This window comes from Caldococcus noboribetus (assembly GCF_055389385.1).
In genome coordinates this window covers 451,460-472,844 of record NZ_AP042475.1, presented here as the reverse complement: position 1 = coordinate 472,844, position 21,385 = coordinate 451,460, and the positions used below count along the sequence as shown (strand labels likewise).

The following is a 21,385-nucleotide window of genomic DNA, read 5'->3' as shown; positions in this document are numbered from 1 at the left end:
GGGAGCTAGCCGGCTCACGGGCTCAGGGGCCTAGAGCGATTAGACTCCGTGCAACTCACTGCGTAGCCAGCTCGGCTGCCCTCACCTCAGAGTCCACACCTTCCTGGCGGAGAGCGTGTAGTTCACCACGAAGCCCGCGAGGATGCCAATGAACAGGGCCAGCAGAGGGCTCGTGTGCGTGAGCCTGGCCAGCAGCTCAGCCACAAAGTATATCGTGAGCCCTGCCGGGGCCACCATGAGGTGGTACCTGAGGAGCCTGGAGTACCAGGGCCTGGGCCACCTGCCCCTGAACGTCCACCTGTCGTTGAGGGCGAAGTTGCTCAGTATGCTGACCTCTATCCCGGCCACGTAGGCGTAGGTGTACGCGAGGCCAGCCAGCATGGCCAGGTACGTGACGCCCTCGTTGACTCCAGTGCCCACGGCCCCCACGAGCGCGAACTTCACAGGCCTGGAAATCTTGATGACGTGCCAGAGGTACTCGACTATTGTCTTAATTCCGAGCTTGCTCTCCCCGCTGAGCCTTCTGCCGAAGGCGTACGGGACGTCAACAACTTTGGCTGTGGGGTTCCTGTACAGTATCTCGAGCAGGGCCTTGTAGCCAGTGGGATTAGCGTCCTCTATTGAGACCGACGACTTCCTAATCATGAAGAACCCCGACATCGGGTCAGACGTCCTCCTTGACTCGGGGACGAGAAGCCTGGCAACGACCGTGGCCCCCCAGCTTATCAGCCTCCTGAGCGGACTCCACTCGCCCACGCTCCCTCCTCTGGCGTACCTGCTCGCCACCACTACGTCAGCCCCCTCCTCCTCTGCGGCCCTCAGCATGAGCGGTATGACCTCAGGGGGGTGCTGCAGGTCTGCGTCCATTACGACCACGTACCTGCCCCTCGCCTCCCTTATGCCCCTGAATATGGCTGAGGCCAGGCCCCTCTCCCCCCTCCTCACTATCAGCCTGACCCTCGGGTCGCGGGCCATCTCCTCCCTCACGGCGTCGGCGGTGCCGTCAGGGCTGTTGTCGTCAACAAATATAATCTCGTAGTTGTTGACTTGCGCCAGGGCCTCGCTCAGCCTCCTAACCAGCGGGGCCACGTTTTCCCTCTCGTTGTACGTTGGCACTACCACGCTCAGGACCGTCTCGCCCAACCTGTTCACCTTGAGGTTTACTGTGGCGACCAATGGTGAGCTGCTAAGGACTCACGTTAAAAGCCCTAACAGCCATAGCTAGTTAGTGAAGATTGACTGAGGGGTGCGACCTCACGCTCAAGGACGCCCTTGGCTCAAGGCTGAAGCTGCTCGGGAGGTCCCCAGCGCTGCTGCACCAGGACAGCATGACACTTATCATAAGTGACGTGCACCTCGGCTATGAGGACTCCATGGCTTCACAGGGCGTCTTCCTCCCAAGGCTTCAGCTAAAGAAGGCTAAGAGCATCATAGACGAGGGCGTTAGGGCCGGCGCCAGGAGGCTCGTGATAGACGGCGACCTCAAGCACGTGTTTGAGAAGCTGACAAAGGGGGAAAGGCTTGAGGTGACAGAGCTTATCAGGCACGCGCTGGAAGCCGACATTAAAGAGATAGTGTTAGTTAGGGGCAACCACGACACCTTTGTGGCCCCGCTGCTCAAGGACTTTGGGGTTGAGGTCGTTGAAGACTATATGGACCTGGGTGACGGCATCATTGTAACTCACGGTCACAAGCTCGTTGACGTGGCTAAGAGCGCCTCTACTGTAATAATTGGCCACGAGCACCCAAGCCTTGAAATAAGCCTGGCGGGCACAAGGTTAAGCTTCAGGCGCTGCTCAGGTCACCCCTCAAGGGTGGCGGCGAGCTACTGGTGCTCCCGGCCATAAGCCTGTACCAGACGGGGACCGCCATAACTCCGAGCCCTGAGACCTACCTCTCGCCCATAGTAAAGGAGCTGGCGGAGCTGCAGGAGGCAGTCCCAATAATAGTTGACAGGGAAATAGGCGTGGTGGAACTGCCTACTCTTAAGGAGCTCTTCGCCGGAATTATTTGATGCACTTGTTCTCGTCGAGTATCTTGTATATGTTGTTCACGGCCTCGTAGACCTCGTTCTCCCTCTTGGCGCCCGTTATCACCATCTTGCCGCTGCTAAATATTAACAGGACGACCCTTGGCTTGTCCATCCTGAAGATTAACCCTGGGAACTGCTCGGGCTCATACATGCTGTGGGGCAGGACGAAGGCCGCCTTCTCAAGGTCAACCACCACGTTCAGGTTAGCTGAGGCCACTATGTTCTGTATCTGAATCTGGGGCCTGCCCTGTATGACTATTCCCTTAGTTATGAACTTCTTAAGTATGGCCTTGACAGCCCACACTAGCTGCTTGACGCTCTTGGCGCCAGTCACCACCATCTTGCCTGACTTAAACACGAGGGCTGTGATCTTAGGGCTCTGCAGCCTGTATACGAGGCCCGGGAACTGGTCCGGGTTGTAATCCACGTCAGGTATCCTGGCCTCTATTAAGTTCAGGTCAAGCGTGTTCTCCAATATCACGGTTGCCACTATATTCTCTATATTGACAACGGGCTTCCTCTCGCCTGGCGCCCCAGCAATGTTGACCTCAGGAGCCTCCTCTGGCTCTGGGGGCGACGCGATGTCGTCCTCTTTAGACAAAACCTACCACCCTTTTTAAGCTCCTGCTTATAAATCGTTAGGGCTCTTTATAAACTTTACTTAGTTTACTTCCTTAGGGACTTAAGCCATGAGTCGAGGTTCAGGGACCACGTTAGCGCGGGCTCCGCGAAGCCCATGGATATTAACCCTAGGGCAGTGCTAACGTCAACGAACGCAACATCCCCACCCCTCAATGTTATGCCGTCCGGGGTAGTTATGTCAGCCTTCATGAGCACTAGGACCCTCTCCCCCTTAGCTACTATTGCCCCGCCCAGGTAACTCCCGTAAAGCTCTGAGAACCTGTTGAAGAACTTAATTACGCCTGAGTCAGCGCCGTTGTAGTCTGCCCCCAGGTCCTCCAGCCTCGCCTTTGCGATCAGCCTAGATGACTCAATGATTATCTCCTTGAACTTCTCACAGTACGATGCCCCGGAGGAGCAGTAGAGGGACCAGAGCCTTCGAGTCCTCTTTATGGAGTCCGCCGAGAGGGGCTCATGGCGACCAGTCGCAGCCTTGTACGGGCCACCAGCCAGGGTCTCTTCTGACAAGCACCTCACCACCTGTAATAGTCACGTAGCCGGACAGATAGAGGTAGAGGGCCACAGAGGCCGGCAGGCTGAGCTCCTCCCTCTCAGTAAGCGACACCTCGAACCCAAGTATCCTCGTCGGGTCAAGGCCCTTAGTTGCCTTGGCTTCTAGGGTTCCACGGAAGGGCGAGAGCTGAGGTCCTGGGGTGAAGGAGTCGCAGATGGGGGTCACTATCAGCCCCCCTTTGGCGTTCAGCGAGCCTGGTATCCTGGTGAGCCTTGATGGGTCCTCGGTCACCATCGAGTCTATGTCAACGCCCAGGCGCGTTGACCCCGCAGCCCTCAGGTCCACCCCAAGGCTCGCCGCGAGGCCCCTCCAGCCGGGGTCCTCCGGCGTGGCCGGCGCGGGCCTTATACCCCTCTTGCTAGGGAACAGAAAGCTTGGGTCTAAACCTTCGGCCCTCACCAGCTTAGCTATCTCCCTCCTCTCGTCCCTGCCGAGCTGCATGCACTGCTCGCAGATGCCTCTGATGTGAAAGCCCCTGTGCCCAGTGAAGTAGATGAGCGGCTTGCCCCCCAGTAAATCCCTTACTATCCTGCCCACCAGGCGGGCGTTGTCAAAGCCCTTCATGAGGCACTCGTCGTCAACTATTTGCCCTTCGCAGGTCCCTGGGTGGTCCAGGTCTATGTCAAAAAGGAGCTCCGAGCCCTGCCAGCCCTTCTCCTCCATGTTGGGCGCGCTGAGGCAGCTCGTATATGCCCACTGAGTGATAGAGGTGCCTTGGAGTTCTCGACTTTATGTACTTCCTCAGCGACGCCTCGTCCTTAAACGACAGGTGCCTGACGTAGCTTTCTATGTCAAATGGTTGCAGGGCGAACTCCCTCTTTGCCATGTCGTGAGGAAGTATGAGGGGTGGGTCCAACCTGTAGTATATCGCAAACAGGCTCTTCAGGGAGTCGGCCTCTGACCACTTTCTTATGACTACCTCCTGCTGGGCGCCCTCACTCGATCCTTGGCGATACGTAGAAGACAAGCCTTCCACCGCCCTCGTAGTCGAATTGGACTCTGGCCGGGGCGTCCTGGGCATACTGAATGGTAACCTGGTCAGCTCCCCTTGCAGCCTTAATCATGTCATCGAAGTACTCGACACTATACGTGGCCTTGTCTGGTGAGTCAACCCTTATATCAACCAGGTTCTGGTCCTCCTTGCTGAGCTCTATCTCAACCTTTTCAACGTCACCTGCACCTATGAAGTGAAGCTTGTCGTCTGAGGTGGCTGCTATAGTTATTGCATCTGCTACCTCCTCGACAGCGTTTACAACGTCAACAAACACAACGTTCATAAGTTTCGCCGTGACAGAAAATGAGATGCGGGGCTCCGGCAGCTTCTCGACGCTAAGCGATATCTGGGGTATCTTAAACTCCCTCCTCCCGTGCCCCTCGAAGGCGACTGTAAGCGAGTCGCCGGAGGCCTCCAGCTCAAGGCTCTCGTCCTTCTGGCCTCTTGCCAGGACCTTGTTGAAAACGTCAAACGAAACCCCGAACATCTCTTCGCCAGAAACGGAGTACTCGTCAAAGGCCTCCTTAGGATAGAAGAGGTCTACCATAACCACCCTGCTTGAGTCCAGGGCCCTCAGGGAGAGTCCCTCCGACGTTGCGAGGAAGACGCCCTCATCTATGATGTTCTTGATGGAGCCTACTATGTAGACCCACGTCCTGGCGTTTCTGAACTTTAGCTTCACGCGCCACACCACATTAACTAAAGCGATAAAACACTTAAAAGGGGAGCGGTTCCTAGCCTTTGTCCAAAGCGTTAGTAAAGGGAGTCCCTATAATACACCCGTTGCCTGACGTGGCCTAGGTCGGCTAGAGCTGCGAGCCAGTCAATCTTGTTTCGCTCACGTGGTCCCTAGGGGCTAAGAGTTTAAAACAAGTCACCTTAACCTCTCTCCCTGGGCCGGGGTAGCTCAGCTGGTAGAGCGCCCGGCTGTTAACCGGGCGGTCGAGGGTTCGAATCCCTCCCCCGGCGCCACTTGGAGTTCTTGCAGCTTGGCTTGCAGACGTCACGAAACGGTTAAAAATTGCTTTAAGCAGCTGTGAGCCTAGGTGCTGCAGGTGAAGTTCCCAAAGACCATAAGAACCTATTGCCCACGCTGTAAGACTCACACTGAGCACACGGTGGCCATTTACAAGGCCGGCAAGAGGAGGACCCTGTCGGAGGGCCAGAGGAGGTACCTAAGGAAGAACGAGGGCTACGGCAGCAAGAGGAAGCCTGAACAGAAGAGGTTTGCAAAGACCACTAAGAAGGTAGTGCTACTCATCACCTGCACCAAGTGCGGCTACAAGAGGCACATACTTGGCATAAGGCTCAAGAAGATAGAGCTCACCGAGGTCATGAGGTGAGCCACCCGTGTCTATGGCTGCAGGAATTCCAAGGAGGAAGATACTGGTCCCCGAGCCCAGGAGCAGGTTTGTGCTGGTGGTCTGCCCCAACTGTGGCCACAAGCAGGTGGTGTTCAGCCACGCCACATTCCCAGTGCGCTGCCTCACCTGTGGAACCCTCCTTGTCAGGCCCACAGGAGGCAAGGCAAAGATCCTGGGCAAGGTAGAGAGCGTATTGGCCTAAGCTGCTCCTATAGGACAACAGGTAAAAGTAAGCCCCTATTCTCAAGAGTTACTGCTCATAGTTCTTAGCATATACCTGTACTTCACGTATTTGTCATCTGGGGAGAACCTGGGCGGGTGAGGCACCCTTAAAGGGCCTCCGCAGTAGGGACACCTGTCAGTACTTAGCGTGTACCTGCCGCATACGGAGCATCTCCTCAGGAGCCACCTCATTTTGAAGTCCCTTACTCGCGAAGTTTCTCCAGCGAGAACTCTGCGCCCAGCTCCTTGGCCGTTTTAGACATCACTTCCTCCAGGCTTTGGGCTAACTGCTCAAGCTCCTTATAGTCTACTCCCATGAGATCTATCCTATACCTTGGAGCCCCGATGGCATAGATCTTTATTGAGATGGAGTTGCCCCCCTTGGACTCTACGGCCTCCTCCGCGGACTTAAGTACGGCCTTTACCTTCTCTATTCCGTCAGGGCTCATGCTCTTTATGGTGGCCACCAAGCTCACCTTAACTTTCTTAACCTCAACGTACTTCTTGGCCGCCTCGGCCAACGGCTTTAACCACTCCTCGGACACTCCGGCAGCCGCCAAGGGTTGCTCGCCCTCGGTGGCAGCCATCTCTAACGCCGTCATAACGTCGCCGTACTTGTCCTCAAGCTTCCATATAACCTCCTCATACGCCTGCCTCTCGGTCTTCTTCAGCTCCTTTGCTATCATCAATATTATGTTCACGGCCTTCTGAGTCCTCTTCCACCAGGTCATCTTTTTCCTGCGCTCGTCGTCTGTGACTTTCTTCAGGCTGACGTCCACCTGGCCCTTGGCCCTGTTAACTCTTATTACCTTAACCGCCACCCGCTCGTTGACCTTAATCACGTCATCTATCGATTTAAACGAACGGCTGGACACCTCGACCCACGGTAGGAACGCCCTGAGGCCGTTGAACTCGTCGAGCTCCAGGTAGGCCCCATAGTCATGAAGCTCTTTCACTGTGCCTACCACAACCTCTCCCACGTCAGGCAGCTGCCTCCTGTTCAGCAGGGGCATTCGTACTCTCCTCCCTCTCCTCTGCACACATATCTCCATAGCCGCGTGAACTTAAACTATTAGCTTCCTTAAGGCCGCGCAGGCCTATACCAAACGCTTTTCTCGCCGCCCCTGTTTATCTCTATGAACGCCTTAACTTGAGAGTACAGCCCGTCCTTCTCAAGGCCTCTCCTCAGCCTGTAGAGCCTCTCATGCGAGACCCCCAACAGCTTAGCGACCCTGTAAGGGGGGAGGCCCACTGACATAGAGTAGATTAGCAGGAGCAGGCTCTCCAAGGCGCCGCTGCTGGTGAGCCTCCTCCTGAACTTCGGATCACTGCAGAGGTTCTCTACTAATCTCAACACCCAGGGGGAGGTCGCCACTAGGTTTGCCACCTCCCTGGGAAGCCTTATTTTCTTGACCCTCCCTGAGCACTCCGCGATAACTGTGTCGTCATTAAGTTTTAGCGTGACCTCTCCTGACGTCATTAATCTCTCGGCCCAGCTAGCAGGCTTTTAAGTATAAAGGCCTGACGTGTTCACCTATAACCTCTAGACTTTTTAGCTCGCGCCCCAGGCTCCACAGGACCCAGCGGGAGAGGCAAGTTGCCCCCCTCATCGCCTGACAGCGTAGCTAAGAAGCTAATTGAAATGTTAAAGAGAAGGAGGCCGGAGCTAGAGGCCCTCCTGGACGAGATTTCCAGAAACAGGGAGGGACAGAGGGAGCTAGCGCGGGCCTTCTCGCAGGCATATGAGGTCTACCTGAAGTCGTTGAGGCTGGAGGAGGCCTTTGACTTCTTGGTAAAGTACTTAGAGACCCTATACGATGACTATGGCGGGCTAGACGAGTGATATCAAGCTTCGTGAGCCGTTTTGCGAACTCCTTGCTAAAGCTTGGATATAGCGCTAAGCAACTGCTCCGCGGCCTCGGAGGCCTTGCCCTCACTGTTTATGATGATTGTCAACAAGGATCCGGCCTCGACAGCGCTGGCTATAGCCGCTGACCTGGCCATGTCCATTAGCTGACGAACTCCCTCCTCACCGCCAAAGTCTGACCTATATCTTGTGTTGTCACGCTGCTGCCTTGCAACTATCTCCTTTGGGTCCGCCTCAATGACAACTATCATGTCAGGCCTGAGGCTGTTAACCACATTGCTCGGAAGGCCCGGCAAGTAGCCTAGGGGGGTCTTAACTACAGCGTGAGTGTCTACTATCAGGTAATCTCCTTCCTTGAGATCACCGCCGGCCTCCTCGATTATTAGGGAGGCCGCCGTCTCTTGAAGCTCCAGCTGCTCCCTAAAGCTAAGGTACCTTATCTGATCCCTGTTCTTTATTAAGCCCTTTTTGACGGCTGTGTCCAACATGAAGTCGCCGAAGTTCAACACCTTGAGCCTGAGCCCCCTCTCCCTGGCCTTTTCCTGGAGCAGGGAGAGGACCGTGGTCTTCCCTACCCCAGGAACCCCGGTAACAACGATAACCTTGAAGGGATTTCGGCGAATCCCACCGGCTGACATCACTCGCCCACCAGCTTCCTTATCAGTGGGTAGGCCTCAAGGGCCCTCTCGTACGTTATTATCGAGTAGTACTGGTAGACTATGCCCACGGCGAGCAGGAGGCCGACGCCGCCGCCGTAGGCCCCGAAGAACGCCGCGACCACAGCTATGGCACCCACTATCAGGCTACTAAGTGACGTCAAGGGATATATATACCTTGCAAGTACGCCCTCCAATACCCTGGGGTTCCTCCTCATGCCGGGTATTTCTAGGCCTCCCTTTATTAAGGACTCAGCCTGTGAGCTCGGGTTGAGGCCCGCAACTTCAACCCACACGTAGCCAAAGGCCACCGAGAGCAGCATCCATGATATGGCGAAGACCACCGACCTCAGGGGGTCTAGAATGGTCTCCACAAGCCCGTTGGGCGGCGACAGGTAGAAGACAAGGTCGCTGTAGGCCCTGTAGACCAGCGAGTTAACGCCGAAGAACCTGGCTAGGGGCGCCTCGAAGAGCTGAAGGTCAGCAACCAGGATGGCCAGCAGGAGCACCGGTATGTTAGTTACGTAGATGAACTGGAGCGGCACCTTGGTCCTTATGCCCCTCAGCTGAGGCGACGTTACTGGTATCTCAACCATCATTGCTTGAAGGTAGACGAGCAATATGACTATAGCAAACGTGGCCAGCAGGCCTGTCACGTCAGGGAAGCCGTTGGCCCTCGCAAGCACTATGAATGGGTCCCTATCGTATATGAGGGCCGGGACCACCCCAAAGTCCAGCGCCAGCCTTGGGACGAACCCAAATATGTCCCAGACCACGGTCTGAGCGACCATAGCTAATATGAAGAGGCTTATGGCGCTCCCCAGCCCCCAGCCCTTCTGGAGGGCCTCATCCATCAATATCACTATGTAGCTGGCGACCACCAGCTGAATCACCACAAGAGCCTTAACCAGCGGGGACACCGGGGTTCCGGCAGGCCAGAACATGCCGCTGAGCGTAACTACCAGCGCCTCGGCAATAGCGAACAGCACGGCCAGGGTCTTCATGGCCCCTGTAAACTTCACCTGATCATCAGGGTTCGTTAGGTCTATGTCTATTAGCTTAGCGCCTGCCAGCACTTCAAGTATAAGGCCTGCCGTGACTATGGGCCCTATGCCTAGCTGCATCAGGGTTCCGACGCTGCTGGCAAATATGATGTTCTCAAGGGTTATGGTAGTGGCTGCCGTAGGGCTCACGGGCACGCCGTAAAGGGGTATGTTGCTCATTATGAGATATAGGACTAGCACTATGCCTGTCCAGGCAAGCCTCCTGGTCAAGCTCAACCTCTGCGAGGGCTTTGATACCGTTGGCAGGTACTCCGACATATTAGCTAAGGCGTCAAGTACGCCCAAGTAGAGTCCCTCTTCCCTAAGCGTCGCTGTCAGGACGCTTAAAATGCTTTACGAGGTGATTACTTTACAAGTCCTTTACGTGCAGGGCCGCGCAAACCTTTAAGAAACCTGACAATAGTTAGGGAAGACGGTGCGGGGGTGCCCGAGCCTGGTCAAAGGGGACGGGCTCAGAACCCGTTGGCGTAGGCCTGCGTGGGTTCGAAGCCCACCCCCCGCACCACAGGCTGTCCAGAGCAATAGCATGGCTACCTTAAACAAATAATTTAAAGGGGGACAGGCCTTTAAGTGGACTTCATGGACTGTGATGTTTGCATGGAAGATTTCGATCCACTGGGGTGGCTTGAGCTTTCAAAGCAGCTTAGAAGCAAGAAAGCTATTGACTATAATGAACTTAGAGTGCCTTCCCTCCCAGCTGTCTTAAACCTCGCAGGCATAAAGTCCGTTGAGGGCCCTAAAGGACTAGACCTAAGGTGGTCTTGCTGCGGCCTTTACGAGGTTACAGTGAATGGGGGCAACCTTTATTCGGAGCTGCCCGCCTCCCCCAGGCCGCTAGGCCTCCACATACGCCCTACGGGGCCGCGCAAGTTAGAGTATAACAACGCTTACCTGAACCCCCTCTCCTGGGATGTAAAGGACATTATACCGCTCTATGACAATGACTTAAGTCCGGTTGCCATAGCCGCCGTTGACGGCACAAGATGGTCAAAGCTTAAAGTGCTTAAGATCATGGACTTGGAGGCCTTTAGATCGAAGGAAGGTTCCGCAGTGGACTCTAAGGGGCCGCTGCAGCACCTCGGCATATCCCTTACCTCTAAAAAAGTAGAGCGCCTTGAAACCGACGTCGTTAACTCCTTCAAAGCCGACGACTTTCTCTTAGCCCGCTTTGCTAATAACGCCCTAGCGCTTCCCTTGACCCACTCGTCTAAGCTTACCTTAAGCGTTAACACCTCACGCTATGACATTAGGGCCTCGGTCCTTTACCCCTTTGCATACTTTGAGGATGTCTACAGGCCTGGGGATATCATAGAAGTAAACAGCATAGTGTTGAGGCAGCCGAAACCCTTGTCAATATCCTCAACTTCCCCTGTTAGAGTTGAGTTCAGGGGTGGCCATGTTGACCTAGAACTTCAGGGGACTACCTATATAGGTGAGGGGGACGAGCCTCAGGCCTTAAGGCAGCTGCTGCAGCTGACCGTGAACTACTTGCAAGGGAGTGCCTCCCCTGGCTTCATATCATCAGGTTCCTCGTCAGCGGTAATTCATGAGTTCGACCACGACGCTGGAAAAATGAGTTTTATGGTCATTAACCCAACGCACTACGACGCTGAGCTCGAGGCCAGGCTAAATAAAGAAGTGGTGGATGGTAGCGTCTGCTCACCTGTAGGATGTTATCCCTTGGAAAGGAGCCCTGTCGGCCTCCTTAGGGTTCCGGCCCCCAGGGGGTGCTACTGCCTTGTCTCAGTGGCCCTCGGCATTCCATCACATCCCTGAGGCCTCTCCCTCTGTCTTGGGCACAAGCTGGTCTAGTCTGTTCTCAGCGGCGGCCACCACGTAATTTATGAAGTCCTCCTCGTAGGGCACACCTATAAATGACATGACGCCATTTAGGGCTATGGCAGGAACGCTCATAACTCCATACTTCTCAGCTATGTCCATGTTCTCATAGGCCTCCACGGTGTCTGAGATCACCCTAGGGTTGTTCTGCTTCCAGGATTCGTAAGCGAACATGTTGGCGAGCAGCGCGGCGTAAGGGCAGTAAGGACATGAGGGGGTCACGACGGTCTCTATGTGCACTGAGCCCTTAAGCGAGGCCAGCTGCTTCTTCGTCTCAGGGTCGAGGCCGCTCTCGCCCTCACTTATCCTCATTATAGTCTCTATGAATCCCCTTATCTCCTCGCCTGCCGGAGTGCCAGTGTACCTTATCACGCCGCCCAGCAGCGTTACCGTGGGAACCCTCTCGACGTTCTGCCTCTTGAACTCCTCAAGGTCCTCGGGCTTAGACTTACTGAAGACCCTCAGCTGTAGCATTTTCTTGCCGTCGCGAACAGGTGAGGCGTCGGCTATGGTCTTAACAAGCTTGTACGCGTCCTCGCAGGTCTCGCAGCGCGAGGGGTCATCTATGAACAGATCCACGGTTACTGGCGACACCATATATGCTAGCGTGTCCTTCAGCTCCTTTATTAGCTCCTCGTCAAGCTCCACATCAAAGTACCTTCCAGCCACTGTTGCACACCAAACTACTTAGGTACCTTACTAGGAGCTTTTTAAGCGCTAGTTTAGTGAGCTGCGGCCAGGGCCTGCCTAAGGCATTAGCCCTTTGCAGCGCAAAGGTACCTTAAGGCTATTAGGCGCATACATAGCTCACATTTTTAGCCTTAGTTAAGCCGCATAACTCACTGGGACCATGAAGTTGAAGCAGCACATGCAGCAGCCGCTGCCCATACGCCAGCCCTGTGAGGTGGCAGCTAAGGAGGTCATGCCATCGATTAGGGCCTCTATAGCATATGTTCTGGTCAACGAGTTTAAGCTTTCTAAGTACGAGGCCGCCAGGCTCCTTGGCCTCACGCCTGCCGCAGTCTCAAACTATATAGAGGGGCGCCGCGGAGAGAAGTACATGGCTAAAATACTTGGTGATAAGGCTAAGGCCGATAAGATCAGGGAGGCCGCAATGATAATTTTGGCGTACCAGTCCGACGCCAGGAGCTCCGAGAGGTTCCAGAACATAACCTGCGCCATCTGCAGCTCTGTTAACGAGGTAGCTCAAACCTATGGATGTCACTATCTTGCCATGAAAAGGTCTGAGCAGCCACACGCCTAAAGAACGCCTACATTACCACCATGATAAGGCCGCCTTCACTTGCCTGCCAGCTCCTGCTTATACACATGATCATAAGGACTGGCTTAGGCCTACCGCTACTTTTACTACCCCATCGGTAGGTAAGGGCTTAGTTGAACAATACCCTTAAAACTCGCGAACAGTTAATTAATGCGGGGCCGTCACCAAGAGCGCGGCAGGCTATGTACGAGGCCTCGAGAGAGTTTGTAAATAGGTCATTATCCTTGCTGGAGGAAGTAGGTGACATTGTAGAGCTCAACTACCCTAAAAATCAGCTGAAGAGAACCGTGGACCTCGCGCTTAAGAATAAGGAAAACAGGGTGATCCTCATCAAGTTAGCCTACACCACTGACCTAATAGGCAGGGGCGAGAGGGAGGAGCTCAAGGGACTTTCATCAACGCTGAAGGTGAACTCCTTCATAGTGGCCGAGCGCAAGGGGGACGTTAAGTTAGTCGAGGGCGTGGTATACGATTACGAGGGCTCTAAGGTGATCAGCATTGAGACCCTAGTTAACTCCCTTGAGGGCGAGCTGCCAGTAATATATGAGGACAGGGACAGCTTCAAGGTTAAGGTTAACGGCGAGAAGCTGAGGCAGAGAAGGGAGCTTAAAGGATACAGCCTCGGCACCATGGCCAGGCTGGCCAAGGTATCTAGAAAGGCCATCTATGAGTACGAGAGGGGCAACATAAGGCCAACTCTTGAGGTGGCCGAGAGGCTGATAAATGAGCTTGGAGAGGACATAGTTGCCAGCATAGACATATTCAACCCCTCGGAGGAGGTGCTGTCTGGCTCCAAGCCTTCCCGCGGAACTAACTTTGACGATCAGATAGAAGTAGAAATAGCCAGGAGGCTCGGAGGACTTATGCTTGACGTTTGCCACGCGAGAAGGGCGCCGCTCGACATGTGCCTCTCCGGCAGTAACCTTAAGGCGTTAATAGCTGTATCTCACGGCGGTGAAAAGCCTAAGGACTTTAACGACAAGGTAGCCAACATGTTAAGGATGGCCAGGTCGATCAAGGGCGACGGCTTTGTAGTAGTAGAGCCTAGCCTTAAGGATTTAGCCAAGGAGCTTAGCGAGCCCGAAAAGGTCTTCACGGTGGAGGAGTTCATAGATTTCATAGGTGGCAGGGTTGCAGAAAAAGCTGATAGCAATAACTGGAAGGCCAGGAATAGGAAAGACGACGCTGGCTCAGGCTATAGCGAATGAGTTAGTTAATATGGGCTGTTCCCTGGGCGGCTTTGTGACGCCGGAGCTGCGGGAAGGGGGCGTCAGGAGGGGGTTCCTAGTAAGGAGCGTGGACGGCTCAAGGTCTGTGGTCCTGGCGACCCTGAAGCCTGTGGCGCGAGGGCTGAGAGTTGGAAGATATTATGTCGACCCTGCAGCAGAGGGCGAGATAATCTCAATATTAGAGGACAGCGTAGAGTCCAGCGACATAATTATAATAGATGAGGTAGGCCCCATGGAGCTCAGCCTAGGATCTTTAGCTAAAGCCATCACCGAGCTCATTATGAAGCCTCCTAAGCCTCTCATAGTGACTTTTTACTACAGGCTTAGGGAGAGGTCGCCGGAGCTCTTCTCCGCCCTGGCTCAGGGCATGCTAATACAGCTGGATGAAAGCAACAGGAATGAATACATAAAGAGGGCCCCTGAGCTTGCGAGGTGGCTGGTCAATGAAGCTTGCAGTAATAAGGGAAGGAAGGGCGCTGCTGTACATACCTGATACTAGGTTCGCGGTAGATCCTCTCAGGAGGAGCCTGGAGCCTGCATGGCTTCAGGTGTTCTACAACCCCAACATGGAACTTAACAGGGACCTCTCCATTCAGTTTCTTAACGCATACGTAGACGAGAGTACCTCACTTAAGAGCGCCGTGGACGTGCTTGCGGGCACGGGAGTCAGAGGTTTAAGGTACCTTCTCGAGGTAAGGGGGCTTCAGAGGGCTGTGATAAATGACATTAACGAGGATGCCCTAAAACTCATAAGGGCTAATATCGATCTTAACTCCCTGGAAGATAGGGCTATAGCATCTAACAGGGACGCCAACGCCCTCCTCTACAGTATAAGTCATGAGCTCGGGGAGGCCTATGACATAGTTGACCTCGACCCCTTCGGAAGCCCTGCGCCCTTCCTCAGCGCCGCAATCTCCGCCACATCTAGGGGCGGAGTTCTGGCGGCCACCGCAACGGACCTCGCGGTCCTGGGCGGCTCGAAGAGGCTGGCCGCAAAAAGGAAGTATTGGCTGGACAGCCCTCCAAAGCCAACTAGAGGCTACCGCGAGGTAGCGCTAAGGGTCCTCCTGGGCTTCATAGCCAGGGAGGCGGCATCGCACGATAAAGCCATGAAACCGCTCTTTTCGGTGAGCGTTGGCCATTACGCCAGGGTGTTCGTAACCTTTGAGCGGGGCTCCCAGAGAGCGTACAAGTCATTGGAGAACAACATGGGCTGCATAAGCGTCAGAAACGGCGTAGTTACTATGCAAAGGGACTTCCCCTCGGAGTCCTGCTATGGGCCTGTGTGGACGGGGCCCCTTTGGGATAAGGGCTTAGTGGGCAGGATGCTCAACGATGCAAAGTCGCACAAGTACGAGTACCAGGGGTGCCATGCTGGGGCCCTCAAGGTGCTAAGCCTAATAGAGGAGGAGCTGAGCCTTCAGGAGTTTCCTCACCAGAGGTTAGACGAGCTGTGCTCTGCGGCTAAGCATAACATGCCAGCCCTAAGCATAGTAAGGGCCAAGCTGACGTCACAGGGGTATAGGTTCTCCAAAACTCACTTAAGTCCCATAGGGTTTAGAACCGACGCGCCGCCTGATGCCATACTGGAGGCGTGCAAGTCGAGCTAGCAATCTACGCGTGACCCCTTATCAAGCGCAAAAACTAATAGCTTCCCCCTTTAGTTCAAAAATGAGAAGAGATAAACGATGGGTCTCAGGAGTGACGCCAGAAGGCCGCTAATAGTAGTTATAGATGAGGATGACGACATAGGCGCCACTCTAGGCAGGTCTCTGGTTATGGGCTATAAGAACGTCGTAGATGCAGCCACTCAGTTCGCCATACTGAGGCCTGAGGACCCGGACTCCAACGCAATGTTTGTTGGACTCAACCTCTATAAAGAGATGGAGGCTGATGGCAGAAACCCAGAGATCATCGTAGTTGGCGGTCACCCAAAGAACGCACTGTTGGCCCAGAGCCTGATTAAGGCCAGGGTTCAGCAGGCCATCTCTAAGTCCCCTGACAACTATGAGCTTTACGTGGTCGGTGACGGCCTGGACGAGCTCTTTATGGCGCAGATACTCCGGGATGTGGGCCCGATAGCCGGCGTAAAACAGGTTATAGTAGAACAAAGCCTTGGAGTTGAGGGGAGCTACATACTTCTAGCCAGATACATTAGGAAGGCCCTTAACGACCCCAGGTACTCAAAGTACTTTGTGGGGCTCCCTGGCCTGCTGCTCCTAACCTTCGGGCTTCTGACAATATTTGGTTACCTCATGCTCTCACTTAAGGTCATGGCAGCGCTGCTGGGCTTCTTCATGGTAGTTAAGGGCTTTAACCTGGAGTCGCAGCTATGGGATTACTTAAGGACGACCGCTGCAAGGGTTCGCGAGGGAAGCGTCTTTCAGCTGGCTGGTCTTGGAACCCTGGTCATCAGTATGGCGATCAGCGTCTACGGCGCCTATATTCTAAGCAGGGGCACGGCGCCCCTCACAAGCAAGGTTGGATACGCTATATCCTATGACGTCACCACGCTTATCATAGGCATGATCATATATGTCATTATAGCCAACGTTTTCTTCAAGGTGTCCCGCAGGGACTTCAGGCTGTATAGAGAGGCCCAGGTGGTCTCAGTGCTAATAATGCTTGCAGCAGGCCTCTACTACATGGGGCTCTCCATAGCCTCCACACCACTGCCTAGTACCTTAAACGGCAGTTACGTCTATAGCATCCTAATAGGTAGCGGCTTCATAGTGTACGCGCTAGTTGGCGCCGCCATAGCCGCCCTGATAGAGATAGGGGTCAGGGTGAGGTACCACGAGTCCTGAAGACCTTTATAATAACGTGTATCAGGTCATAACTAGTGAGAAGGACTGGCAGAAGGCCATAAAGATGATAGAGGACCTTCATTTAGACCTTGAGACCTTCATAGTATACTTTGACCTCAGGAGGAGAGGGAAAAAGGTTGCCATAGGACCTAGACCAAGGACCCTGCTCTATAATATGACAAGCAACAGGACAGCCGAAGTCCTAATACTGAGCGAAGGAAATTATGTAAAGCTCATGGACATAGTTAGGTGGAGCCAGAGGGCGGTAGCAGATGCCCATGAACCAATACTGGCCATCGTTGACGAGAGCGGCGGCGTAACTTATTATGAGGCGCGGGTCGTGAGGCAGCTCTCTTAGAGGGCAGCAAAGCGCACTACCAGAATAGAGAGCAGGGCTGATGCCAACGAGGACGCTGGGGACATCCTTCTGCCGCGGTGGAGCGCCGCCGCCGGGAGCGTCGAAAGGGGCGACATGGCCATAAGGAGCCTGGCAGCATAGTGAACTGAGAGGGTGTTAGTTAATATAGAGCTCAGGGAGGACGAGGCTATGTAGTTTACTAGCGCGTTGACCCCTACAAGGGAGACTGCTGGCGCTATAGCGGAAACCCCCATCAGTATGTAGGCCTCCACCTGCAGCGACTTTAGGCTCCTCAGCGACTCATAAAATATGTCAACGAAGCTTTGCAGCGCCGGGCCTACCCCAACTCGGCCAGCCACCTTATCAGAGCTCGCTATCGCGTTAATTACTGACTTGCCGAGCATTGAGGCCCTCGAGAGCACATCCACGAAGGGCAGCCCAAGCCTTGCCCTCTCCGATGCCTCCCTTAGGAGCCTGAGCGACTCAGCGAACCTTTTAGAAAGCATGACCCACGAGATCTCGGAGACCGCGGTAGCCAAAGCAAGGATGGCCAAAGCTATGACGTATTGCCCTAGGAACATAGCCGTTGAGGCCGCGACCACCGAGCCTATGGTCAGGCCAGTGACCCACCAGCCGCCCTCGGGCTCCCCAAGCCTAGGTCTGAGGATCGCTAGCATTATAGCAAGGCTTGGAGAGAGCACCATCATAAGCGTCGCAAGAGGCAGAAGGAGGTTAGAGCTTCCAAACAGTGATAATGGGAGTAGCACAGCGGCCGAAACTATGAGCGTAGTTATGGCTTCAGTTATGGTCTCGCCCAACTTTGCGTAGCTCTGCCAGGTGGACTTGATTGCATCCATGGTCCTTGTGTATAGGTTCAGGGCAGCCCTAAGCCTTGAGAGCCCCATCTCTTCAACGGTCAGCAGCTCCCTGATGACCTCCCTTAGTCTTGAACTTGGCGTAGTGTCAGCGAGTATCCTAAGCGCCCTTCTCTCGTCATAACCAGCCGCCAGGAGGTAGCTCAACCTGCTTGCCTCCACTCCGCTGAACTTAAGGCCCAGGCTCTTGGAGGCCGTTATGAAGACCGCCGAGAGGTCACGCGAGGAGGCGACGTATGGTATCATGACTGCCAGCAGGGAGGGCATCTCATCATTAATTCCCGAGCCTAGGATGGAGGCCAGGAGCCTCCTGCTGAGCCTAGGGAGAAGCAGCGCCACCGCCCCCAGCGAGGCCAGGGCCAGCGTCAGCAGCAGGTAACGGCCGTGAAGCGCTACATACGAGGCCCCAGCCGCAACGAAAAGGGTCCCAGAGGCTACTGGCGATATGGAGTCGATGATATTAAGGGTTACCGTCAGGGGGCCGTAGATCCTGGGGTCATTAAGTCTCCTACTTATCATATTATATCACCATAGCGTGATATGTAGAACTTTGCCAGCTCGGCGCACAGCTCCTCCGGGGACCTGCCAGCTACCGATTCAAGGAACTTAGCCCTTGCCTCTACCTCCTCCTTTATGTCACCTACGCCCAGCTTATCCGCTGCCCACTCCAGCTCCCGACTCCTTTCTACTAAGTCGCTGACCCCAGTCTCCCCGTACCTATAGATGGTGACAGCGTTGCCGTTCTCTACCTCAGCTATTTCTGCAACCCTCCTAACTGCACGACCCCCCGTGGCCTGAAGGCGCTTGACCTGCACTATGGATTTTATGGAGCTCAGGAAGAGGGGCGGCAGCGCTATGGGCTCCATGCTGAGCCTCATCACAACCCCCTGGGGTGAGTCGCTGTGAAGCGTGGTCATCGCCCCATAGCCGCTAGCCGCGGCCTGGGCTAGCAGCTTCCCTTCCCTTCCCCTGACCTCCCCTACAACTACGTAGTCCGCGCGCCTCCTGAGGGCGAACTTCAGGAGGTCCTCAAGGGTTATCTCCTCAACCTCCTCACCAGGGGTCCTTGGCCTAGTGACCAGGGAGTCCCAGATGGGGCCTGTGACCACCAGCTCTGGAGTGTCCTCTATAGTGACTACCTTGGAGTAGGGCGGCAGCACGCTGATAATTGACTGAAGAACCGTAGTTTTCCCAGCCCCCATGGCGCCGCTTACTATTATAAAGCCCTGGGCCTCGGCTATGAGCCAAAGGTAGGCGGCCGCAACGGGATCTATGGTCTTATTAGCTAACAGATCGGCTATAGTAAAGGGCTTCTGGGGGTACTTTCTTATGACGAAGCTGCTCCCGAACCTGCTCATCTCGTTCATGAACGACACTGATATCCTGTGGCCCTCCGCAGTTAACCCCTCGGCGTAAGGTGACGCTATGCTCACGCTCTTGCCGGCCTTCCTAGCAAGCTCAACAACTATCCCATTGGACTCCTCGTCGGTTAGCTTTATGTCCGTGAGTACCCAGCGCGACGGCACCTCCTTATGAATGACTATCACGTTCCTGACTGAACCTGTATATGATATCTCCTCTATGTGCGGGTCCAATATTAGCGGGTATATCTTGCCATAACCACTCCTATACTTCTCAGCCAGATAGCTCTCCTGTTCATCCCGGGGCTTTGCAAGCCCTGTGGCCACGTAAACAAGCCTGTCATGATCTATCGGCTCAGGCTCCCTCACCATAAGTCTTGGTATCCCGTCGCTCCCTCTGTAGAGGAAGTACTCCACAGGGCCTATCCTGTAGTGGGAGATAACGCTCCATGAGGGTGGGCTCTTCTCCTCTAAGCTGCGCTCAGCTATTGACTTAAGCCCTTCCTCATGGGAATAGCCAGAGGATCCGCGAATTGCCTCTTTAAACCTAGAGAGAAGCCCTATCATGGTCTCTCAGCCTGTAGTGACGCTCACAGGGTTTGTGTAGTAGAGCTGGTTGTTCATCTTGTAGAGTAAGTAGACGCTCTGCACAGTGAAGGCCAAATTTACATCGCCCACTGCAATTACCTCATCGCCAGGGTTTATGGTGACGTTCTGGGGAGTCGAAGTACTTAAGCTATAACCGCTGCTAGGGCTGCCCTCTATATAGACATACTCCTGAGACCCGTTTGAAAGCACCACGACAACCTTTTCAACTGATATCTGCACAGGTTCGTTGTTTATTATCTTAACGTAGAGCAGCGTGCCGCTGCCCGTGGGTGTAGCCGAGGCCTCGACGGTGACACCACTACCCATGCTCATAAAAGCACTCATAGACCTCTGAAAATATGAATAGACCATAAGGCCACCTACTATGGTGGCAGCTATCAAAATGACTGCTCCAATTATGTTTGAGAGGGACCTCCTCTGCCTGCTCATTACTACCACCTCCTAGCCTCCTGTAGAGAAGTGGGTAAGCAATGGCCAACGGCATTTCAGCTACAAATGCTTAAAAACCCAGGCCTTCCACCTTGATCTATCCCTATATTTCCTGCCTTCCCCACTGGGGTCAGGTGAGAGCGTGAAGCTAGAGCCAGTTAAGGACATAAAAGTAGACCCTAACATGAGCGTGAAGGAGCTAGTTAATTTGTACGGGGACGAATATGGTTTCATGGCTGGCCACCTGTGGAGGGCCTCACAGGTACTCGCTAAGGGGCTCAGCGAGTCCAACCTGAGGATCATCTCATTTACGGGCAACTTGATATCAACGGGCCTGAGGGGCGTAATAACGCAGCTCATAAGGGCCAGGCTTTTTAATGTCATTATGACCACGTGCGGCGCCTTAGACCATGACGTAGCGAGGGCCATGGGCGGGGCCTACTCCAAGGGGTACTTTGAAGGGGATGACGTTGACCTAGCAAGACATGGGATTCACAGACTGGGCAACATTTACATAAAGGTTGACGACTACGGGCCCAAGGTAGAGCAGTTTGTCAGATCCCTGGCAGCCAGGGCCTCGGCGCTCAAGGAGGAGTGGGGCATGTATGAGCTCCTGAGACTGGCAGGTGAGATGATAAATGATGAGGGCAGCTTCCTTAAGGCTGCACATGACACCGGCGCTGACGTTTTCGTCCCTGGCTGGCCCGACGGCGCCTTTGGGACTGACCTGTTCTTTGAGAGCCAGAGGGGAGTCAGGATAAAGATAAACTACTTTAAGGACATGCAGAGGCTCTCGGACCTGTTCTTCGGAACCCATGGCAAGGCTACGGCGCTTATAATAGGCGGGGGCATAAGCAAGCACCACACCATCTGGTGGAGCCAGTTTAGGGAAGGCCTTGACTATGTAGTTTACATAACCACGGCCGTTGAGTGGGATGGAAGCCTGAGCGGCGCCATGCCCAGGGAGGCCATAACGTGGGGCAAAGTAAAGCCCGAGGCCGACAAAGTTATAGTGTATGCGGACGCCACCATAGCGCTGCCCCTAATAGCGGCCTACCTCCTGGCCAACGTTAAGGTGCCTGAAGCCTCAAGCCAAGAATAATACCCACATTTTACTAGTTCTCGTTTACTTTATTAGTTTAGACCTTGTGCTGACACATGCTATCATGTGAAAATGTTTAAAGCTGCAGGGTAGCACTAAT

28 protein-coding genes and 2 tRNA genes are annotated in these 21,385 nt (G+C 54.4%); 15 read left to right on the top strand and 15 right to left on the bottom strand.

All coding sequences use genetic code 11. From position 1 onward, the window contains the following. Window positions 1-81 precede the first annotated feature (81 nt). The gene (locus ACZ5GQ_RS02535; RefSeq protein WP_498857347.1) at window positions 82-1,152 is read right to left on the bottom strand and encodes a glycosyltransferase; all 1,071 of its coding nucleotides are present in this window, start codon (window positions 1,150-1,152) and stop codon (window positions 82-84) included. An 83-nt stretch (window positions 1,153-1,235) separates the two neighbouring features. On the opposite strand from ACZ5GQ_RS02535, the gene ACZ5GQ_RS02530 reads away from it, so the two are divergent. Together ACZ5GQ_RS02530 and ACZ5GQ_RS02525 are read left to right on the top strand one after the other, a co-directional pair. Continuing rightward, the gene (locus ACZ5GQ_RS02530) at window positions 1,236-1,847 is read left to right on the top strand and encodes a metallophosphoesterase (RefSeq protein WP_498857075.1); all 612 of its coding nucleotides are present in this window, start codon (window positions 1,236-1,238) and stop codon (window positions 1,845-1,847) included. Beyond that, complete coding sequence (locus ACZ5GQ_RS02525; protein WP_498857074.1) at window positions 1,832-2,014, top strand: hypothetical protein; 183 nt, start codon at window positions 1,832-1,834, stop codon at window positions 2,012-2,014. The genes ACZ5GQ_RS02530 and ACZ5GQ_RS02525 overlap by 16 nt, the downstream gene beginning before the upstream one ends. Here the strand turns inward: ACZ5GQ_RS02525 and ACZ5GQ_RS02520 are convergent. The 5 genes from ACZ5GQ_RS02520 to pcn form a co-directional block, all read right to left on the bottom strand. Then, window positions 2,007-2,573, bottom strand: a complete 567-nt coding sequence (locus ACZ5GQ_RS02520; protein ID WP_498857346.1) for a TATA-box-binding protein — start codon at window positions 2,571-2,573, stop codon at window positions 2,007-2,009. The two genes, ACZ5GQ_RS02525 and ACZ5GQ_RS02520, sit on opposite strands and share 8 nt — an antisense overlap. A 125-nt stretch (window positions 2,574-2,698) precedes the next feature. Then, window positions 2,699-3,181 (bottom strand): hypothetical protein, encoded by a 483-nt coding sequence (locus ACZ5GQ_RS02515; RefSeq protein ID WP_498857073.1) that lies wholly within the window; start codon window positions 3,179-3,181, stop codon window positions 2,699-2,701. Next, complete coding sequence (locus ACZ5GQ_RS02510) at window positions 3,126-3,890, bottom strand: DNA primase small subunit domain-containing protein (protein WP_498857072.1); 765 nt, start codon at window positions 3,888-3,890, stop codon at window positions 3,126-3,128. Before ACZ5GQ_RS02510 ends, ACZ5GQ_RS02515 begins: the two co-directional genes overlap by 56 nt. Beyond that, the gene (locus ACZ5GQ_RS02505; protein ID WP_498857071.1) at window positions 3,850-4,194 is read right to left on the bottom strand and encodes a hypothetical protein; all 345 of its coding nucleotides are present in this window, start codon (window positions 4,192-4,194) and stop codon (window positions 3,850-3,852) included. Before ACZ5GQ_RS02505 ends, ACZ5GQ_RS02510 begins: the two co-directional genes overlap by 41 nt. Continuing rightward, entirely contained in the window at window positions 4,163-4,903 is a 741-nt protein-coding gene (gene pcn, locus ACZ5GQ_RS02500; RefSeq protein WP_498857070.1) for a proliferating cell nuclear antigen (pcna), read from the bottom strand. The genes ACZ5GQ_RS02505 and pcn overlap by 32 nt, the downstream gene beginning before the upstream one ends. A 214-nt stretch (window positions 4,904-5,117) precedes the next feature. On the opposite strand from pcn, the gene ACZ5GQ_RS02495 reads away from it, so the two are divergent. The 3 genes from ACZ5GQ_RS02495 to ACZ5GQ_RS02485 all read left to right on the top strand — a co-directional run bounded on the left by ACZ5GQ_RS02495 (window position 5,118) and on the right by ACZ5GQ_RS02485 (window position 5,787). Then, window positions 5,118-5,193, top strand: a tRNA-Asn gene (locus ACZ5GQ_RS02495). An 83-nt stretch (window positions 5,194-5,276) separates the two neighbouring features. After that, window positions 5,277-5,564: a 50S ribosomal protein L44e gene (locus ACZ5GQ_RS02490; protein ID WP_013266120.1), complete on the top strand. Its 288-nt coding sequence runs from the start codon at window positions 5,277-5,279 to the stop codon at window positions 5,562-5,564. 13 nt (window positions 5,565-5,577) lie between these two features. Continuing rightward, window positions 5,578-5,787 (top strand): 30S ribosomal protein S27e, encoded by a 210-nt coding sequence (locus tag ACZ5GQ_RS02485; protein ID WP_498857345.1) that lies wholly within the window; start codon window positions 5,578-5,580, stop codon window positions 5,785-5,787. A gap of 41 nt (window positions 5,788-5,828) precedes the next feature. On the opposite strand, the gene ACZ5GQ_RS02480 is transcribed toward ACZ5GQ_RS02485, so the two are convergent. The 3 genes from ACZ5GQ_RS02480 to ACZ5GQ_RS02470 form a co-directional block, all read right to left on the bottom strand. After that, on the bottom strand, window positions 5,829-5,999 hold the full coding sequence (locus ACZ5GQ_RS02480; protein WP_498857069.1) for an RNA-protein complex protein Nop10: 171 nt from the start codon (window positions 5,997-5,999) through the stop codon (window positions 5,829-5,831). Window positions 6,000-6,010: 11 nt separating this feature from the next. Then, on the bottom strand, window positions 6,011-6,820 hold the full coding sequence (locus tag ACZ5GQ_RS02475) for a translation initiation factor IF-2 subunit alpha (protein ID WP_498857068.1): 810 nt from the start codon (window positions 6,818-6,820) through the stop codon (window positions 6,011-6,013). Between the two features lie 68 nt (window positions 6,821-6,888). Continuing rightward, window positions 6,889-7,287 (bottom strand): hypothetical protein, encoded by a 399-nt coding sequence (locus ACZ5GQ_RS02470; RefSeq protein ID WP_498857067.1) that lies wholly within the window; start codon window positions 7,285-7,287, stop codon window positions 6,889-6,891. Between the two features lie 117 nt (window positions 7,288-7,404). Between ACZ5GQ_RS02470 and ACZ5GQ_RS02465 the strand changes: the two genes are divergently transcribed. After that, window positions 7,405-7,650, top strand: coding sequence for a hypothetical protein (locus ACZ5GQ_RS02465; protein WP_498857066.1), 246 nt, complete (start codon window positions 7,405-7,407; stop codon window positions 7,648-7,650). Between the two features lie 35 nt (window positions 7,651-7,685). Here the strand turns inward: ACZ5GQ_RS02465 and ACZ5GQ_RS02460 are convergent, their stop codons facing one another. Beyond that, entirely contained in the window at window positions 7,686-8,312 is a 627-nt protein-coding gene (locus tag ACZ5GQ_RS02460; RefSeq protein ID WP_498857065.1) for an adenylate kinase, read from the bottom strand. Next, window positions 8,312-9,679 carry a preprotein translocase subunit SecY gene (secY, locus tag ACZ5GQ_RS02455; RefSeq protein WP_498857064.1) on the bottom strand — a complete coding sequence of 456 codons (1,368 nt, stop codon included), beginning with the start codon at window positions 9,677-9,679 and terminating at the stop codon, window positions 8,312-8,314. Before secY ends, ACZ5GQ_RS02460 begins: the two co-directional genes overlap by 1 nt. Before the next feature lie 132 nt (window positions 9,680-9,811). Between secY and ACZ5GQ_RS02450 the strand changes: the two genes are divergently transcribed. Then, window positions 9,812-9,899, top strand: a tRNA-Leu gene (locus tag ACZ5GQ_RS02450). 74 nt (window positions 9,900-9,973) lie between these two features. Next, a complete protein-coding gene (locus ACZ5GQ_RS02445) occupies window positions 9,974-11,170 on the top strand; it encodes a hypothetical protein (protein WP_498857063.1) in 1,197 nt (398 codons plus the stop codon). Here ACZ5GQ_RS02445 and pdo read toward each other — a convergent pair. Next, a complete protein-coding gene (gene pdo / locus ACZ5GQ_RS02440; protein ID WP_498857062.1) occupies window positions 11,159-11,902 on the bottom strand; it encodes a protein disulfide oxidoreductase in 744 nt (247 codons plus the stop codon). The two genes, ACZ5GQ_RS02445 and pdo, sit on opposite strands and share 12 nt — an antisense overlap. Before the next feature lie 181 nt (window positions 11,903-12,083). Between pdo and ACZ5GQ_RS02435 the strand changes: the two genes are divergently transcribed. The 6 genes from ACZ5GQ_RS02435 to ACZ5GQ_RS02410 all read left to right on the top strand — a co-directional run bounded on the left by ACZ5GQ_RS02435 (window position 12,084) and on the right by ACZ5GQ_RS02410 (window position 16,909). Then, on the top strand, window positions 12,084-12,497 hold the full coding sequence (locus tag ACZ5GQ_RS02435; protein ID WP_498857061.1) for a transcriptional regulator: 414 nt from the start codon (window positions 12,084-12,086) through the stop codon (window positions 12,495-12,497). A 200-nt stretch (window positions 12,498-12,697) separates the two neighbouring features. Next, complete coding sequence (locus ACZ5GQ_RS02430) at window positions 12,698-13,723, top strand: transcriptional regulator (protein WP_498857060.1); 1,026 nt, start codon at window positions 12,698-12,700, stop codon at window positions 13,721-13,723. Beyond that, window positions 13,647-14,237 carry a nucleoside-triphosphatase gene (locus ACZ5GQ_RS02425; protein ID WP_498857059.1) on the top strand — a complete coding sequence of 197 codons (591 nt, stop codon included), beginning with the start codon at window positions 13,647-13,649 and terminating at the stop codon, window positions 14,235-14,237. Before ACZ5GQ_RS02430 ends, ACZ5GQ_RS02425 begins: the two co-directional genes overlap by 77 nt. Beyond that, on the top strand, window positions 14,188-15,354 hold the full coding sequence (locus ACZ5GQ_RS02420; protein ID WP_498857058.1) for a hypothetical protein: 1,167 nt from the start codon (window positions 14,188-14,190) through the stop codon (window positions 15,352-15,354). Before ACZ5GQ_RS02425 ends, ACZ5GQ_RS02420 begins: the two co-directional genes overlap by 50 nt. A gap of 78 nt (window positions 15,355-15,432) precedes the next feature. Continuing rightward, window positions 15,433-16,551, top strand: coding sequence for a DUF373 family protein (locus ACZ5GQ_RS02415; protein WP_498857057.1), 1,119 nt, complete (start codon window positions 15,433-15,435; stop codon window positions 16,549-16,551). Window positions 16,552-16,567: 16 nt separating this feature from the next. Then, entirely contained in the window at window positions 16,568-16,909 is a 342-nt protein-coding gene (locus tag ACZ5GQ_RS02410) for a hypothetical protein (protein WP_498857056.1), read from the top strand. On the opposite strand, the gene ACZ5GQ_RS02405 is transcribed toward ACZ5GQ_RS02410, so the two are convergent. From ACZ5GQ_RS02405 to ACZ5GQ_RS02395, 3 genes are read right to left on the bottom strand one after another with little or no spacing between them, the layout of a single operon-like run. After that, window positions 16,906-18,303 carry a hypothetical protein gene (locus ACZ5GQ_RS02405; protein WP_498857055.1) on the bottom strand — a complete coding sequence of 466 codons (1,398 nt, stop codon included), beginning with the start codon at window positions 18,301-18,303 and terminating at the stop codon, window positions 16,906-16,908. The genes ACZ5GQ_RS02410 and ACZ5GQ_RS02405 overlap by 4 nt on opposite strands. Further along, window positions 18,300-19,712 (bottom strand): type II/IV secretion system ATPase subunit, encoded by a 1,413-nt coding sequence (locus ACZ5GQ_RS02400; RefSeq protein ID WP_498857054.1) that lies wholly within the window; start codon window positions 19,710-19,712, stop codon window positions 18,300-18,302. Before ACZ5GQ_RS02400 ends, ACZ5GQ_RS02405 begins: the two co-directional genes overlap by 4 nt. Before the next feature lie 6 nt (window positions 19,713-19,718). Beyond that, the gene (locus ACZ5GQ_RS02395; RefSeq protein WP_498857053.1) at window positions 19,719-20,183 is read right to left on the bottom strand and encodes an archaellin/type IV pilin N-terminal domain-containing protein; all 465 of its coding nucleotides are present in this window, start codon (window positions 20,181-20,183) and stop codon (window positions 19,719-19,721) included. 142 nt (window positions 20,184-20,325) lie between these two features. Here ACZ5GQ_RS02395 and ACZ5GQ_RS02390 point away from each other — a divergent pair, with 142 nt between their 5' ends. Continuing rightward, window positions 20,326-21,285 (top strand): deoxyhypusine synthase, encoded by a 960-nt coding sequence (locus tag ACZ5GQ_RS02390; RefSeq protein WP_498857052.1) that lies wholly within the window; start codon window positions 20,326-20,328, stop codon window positions 21,283-21,285. Window positions 21,286-21,385: the final 100 nt, after the last annotated feature.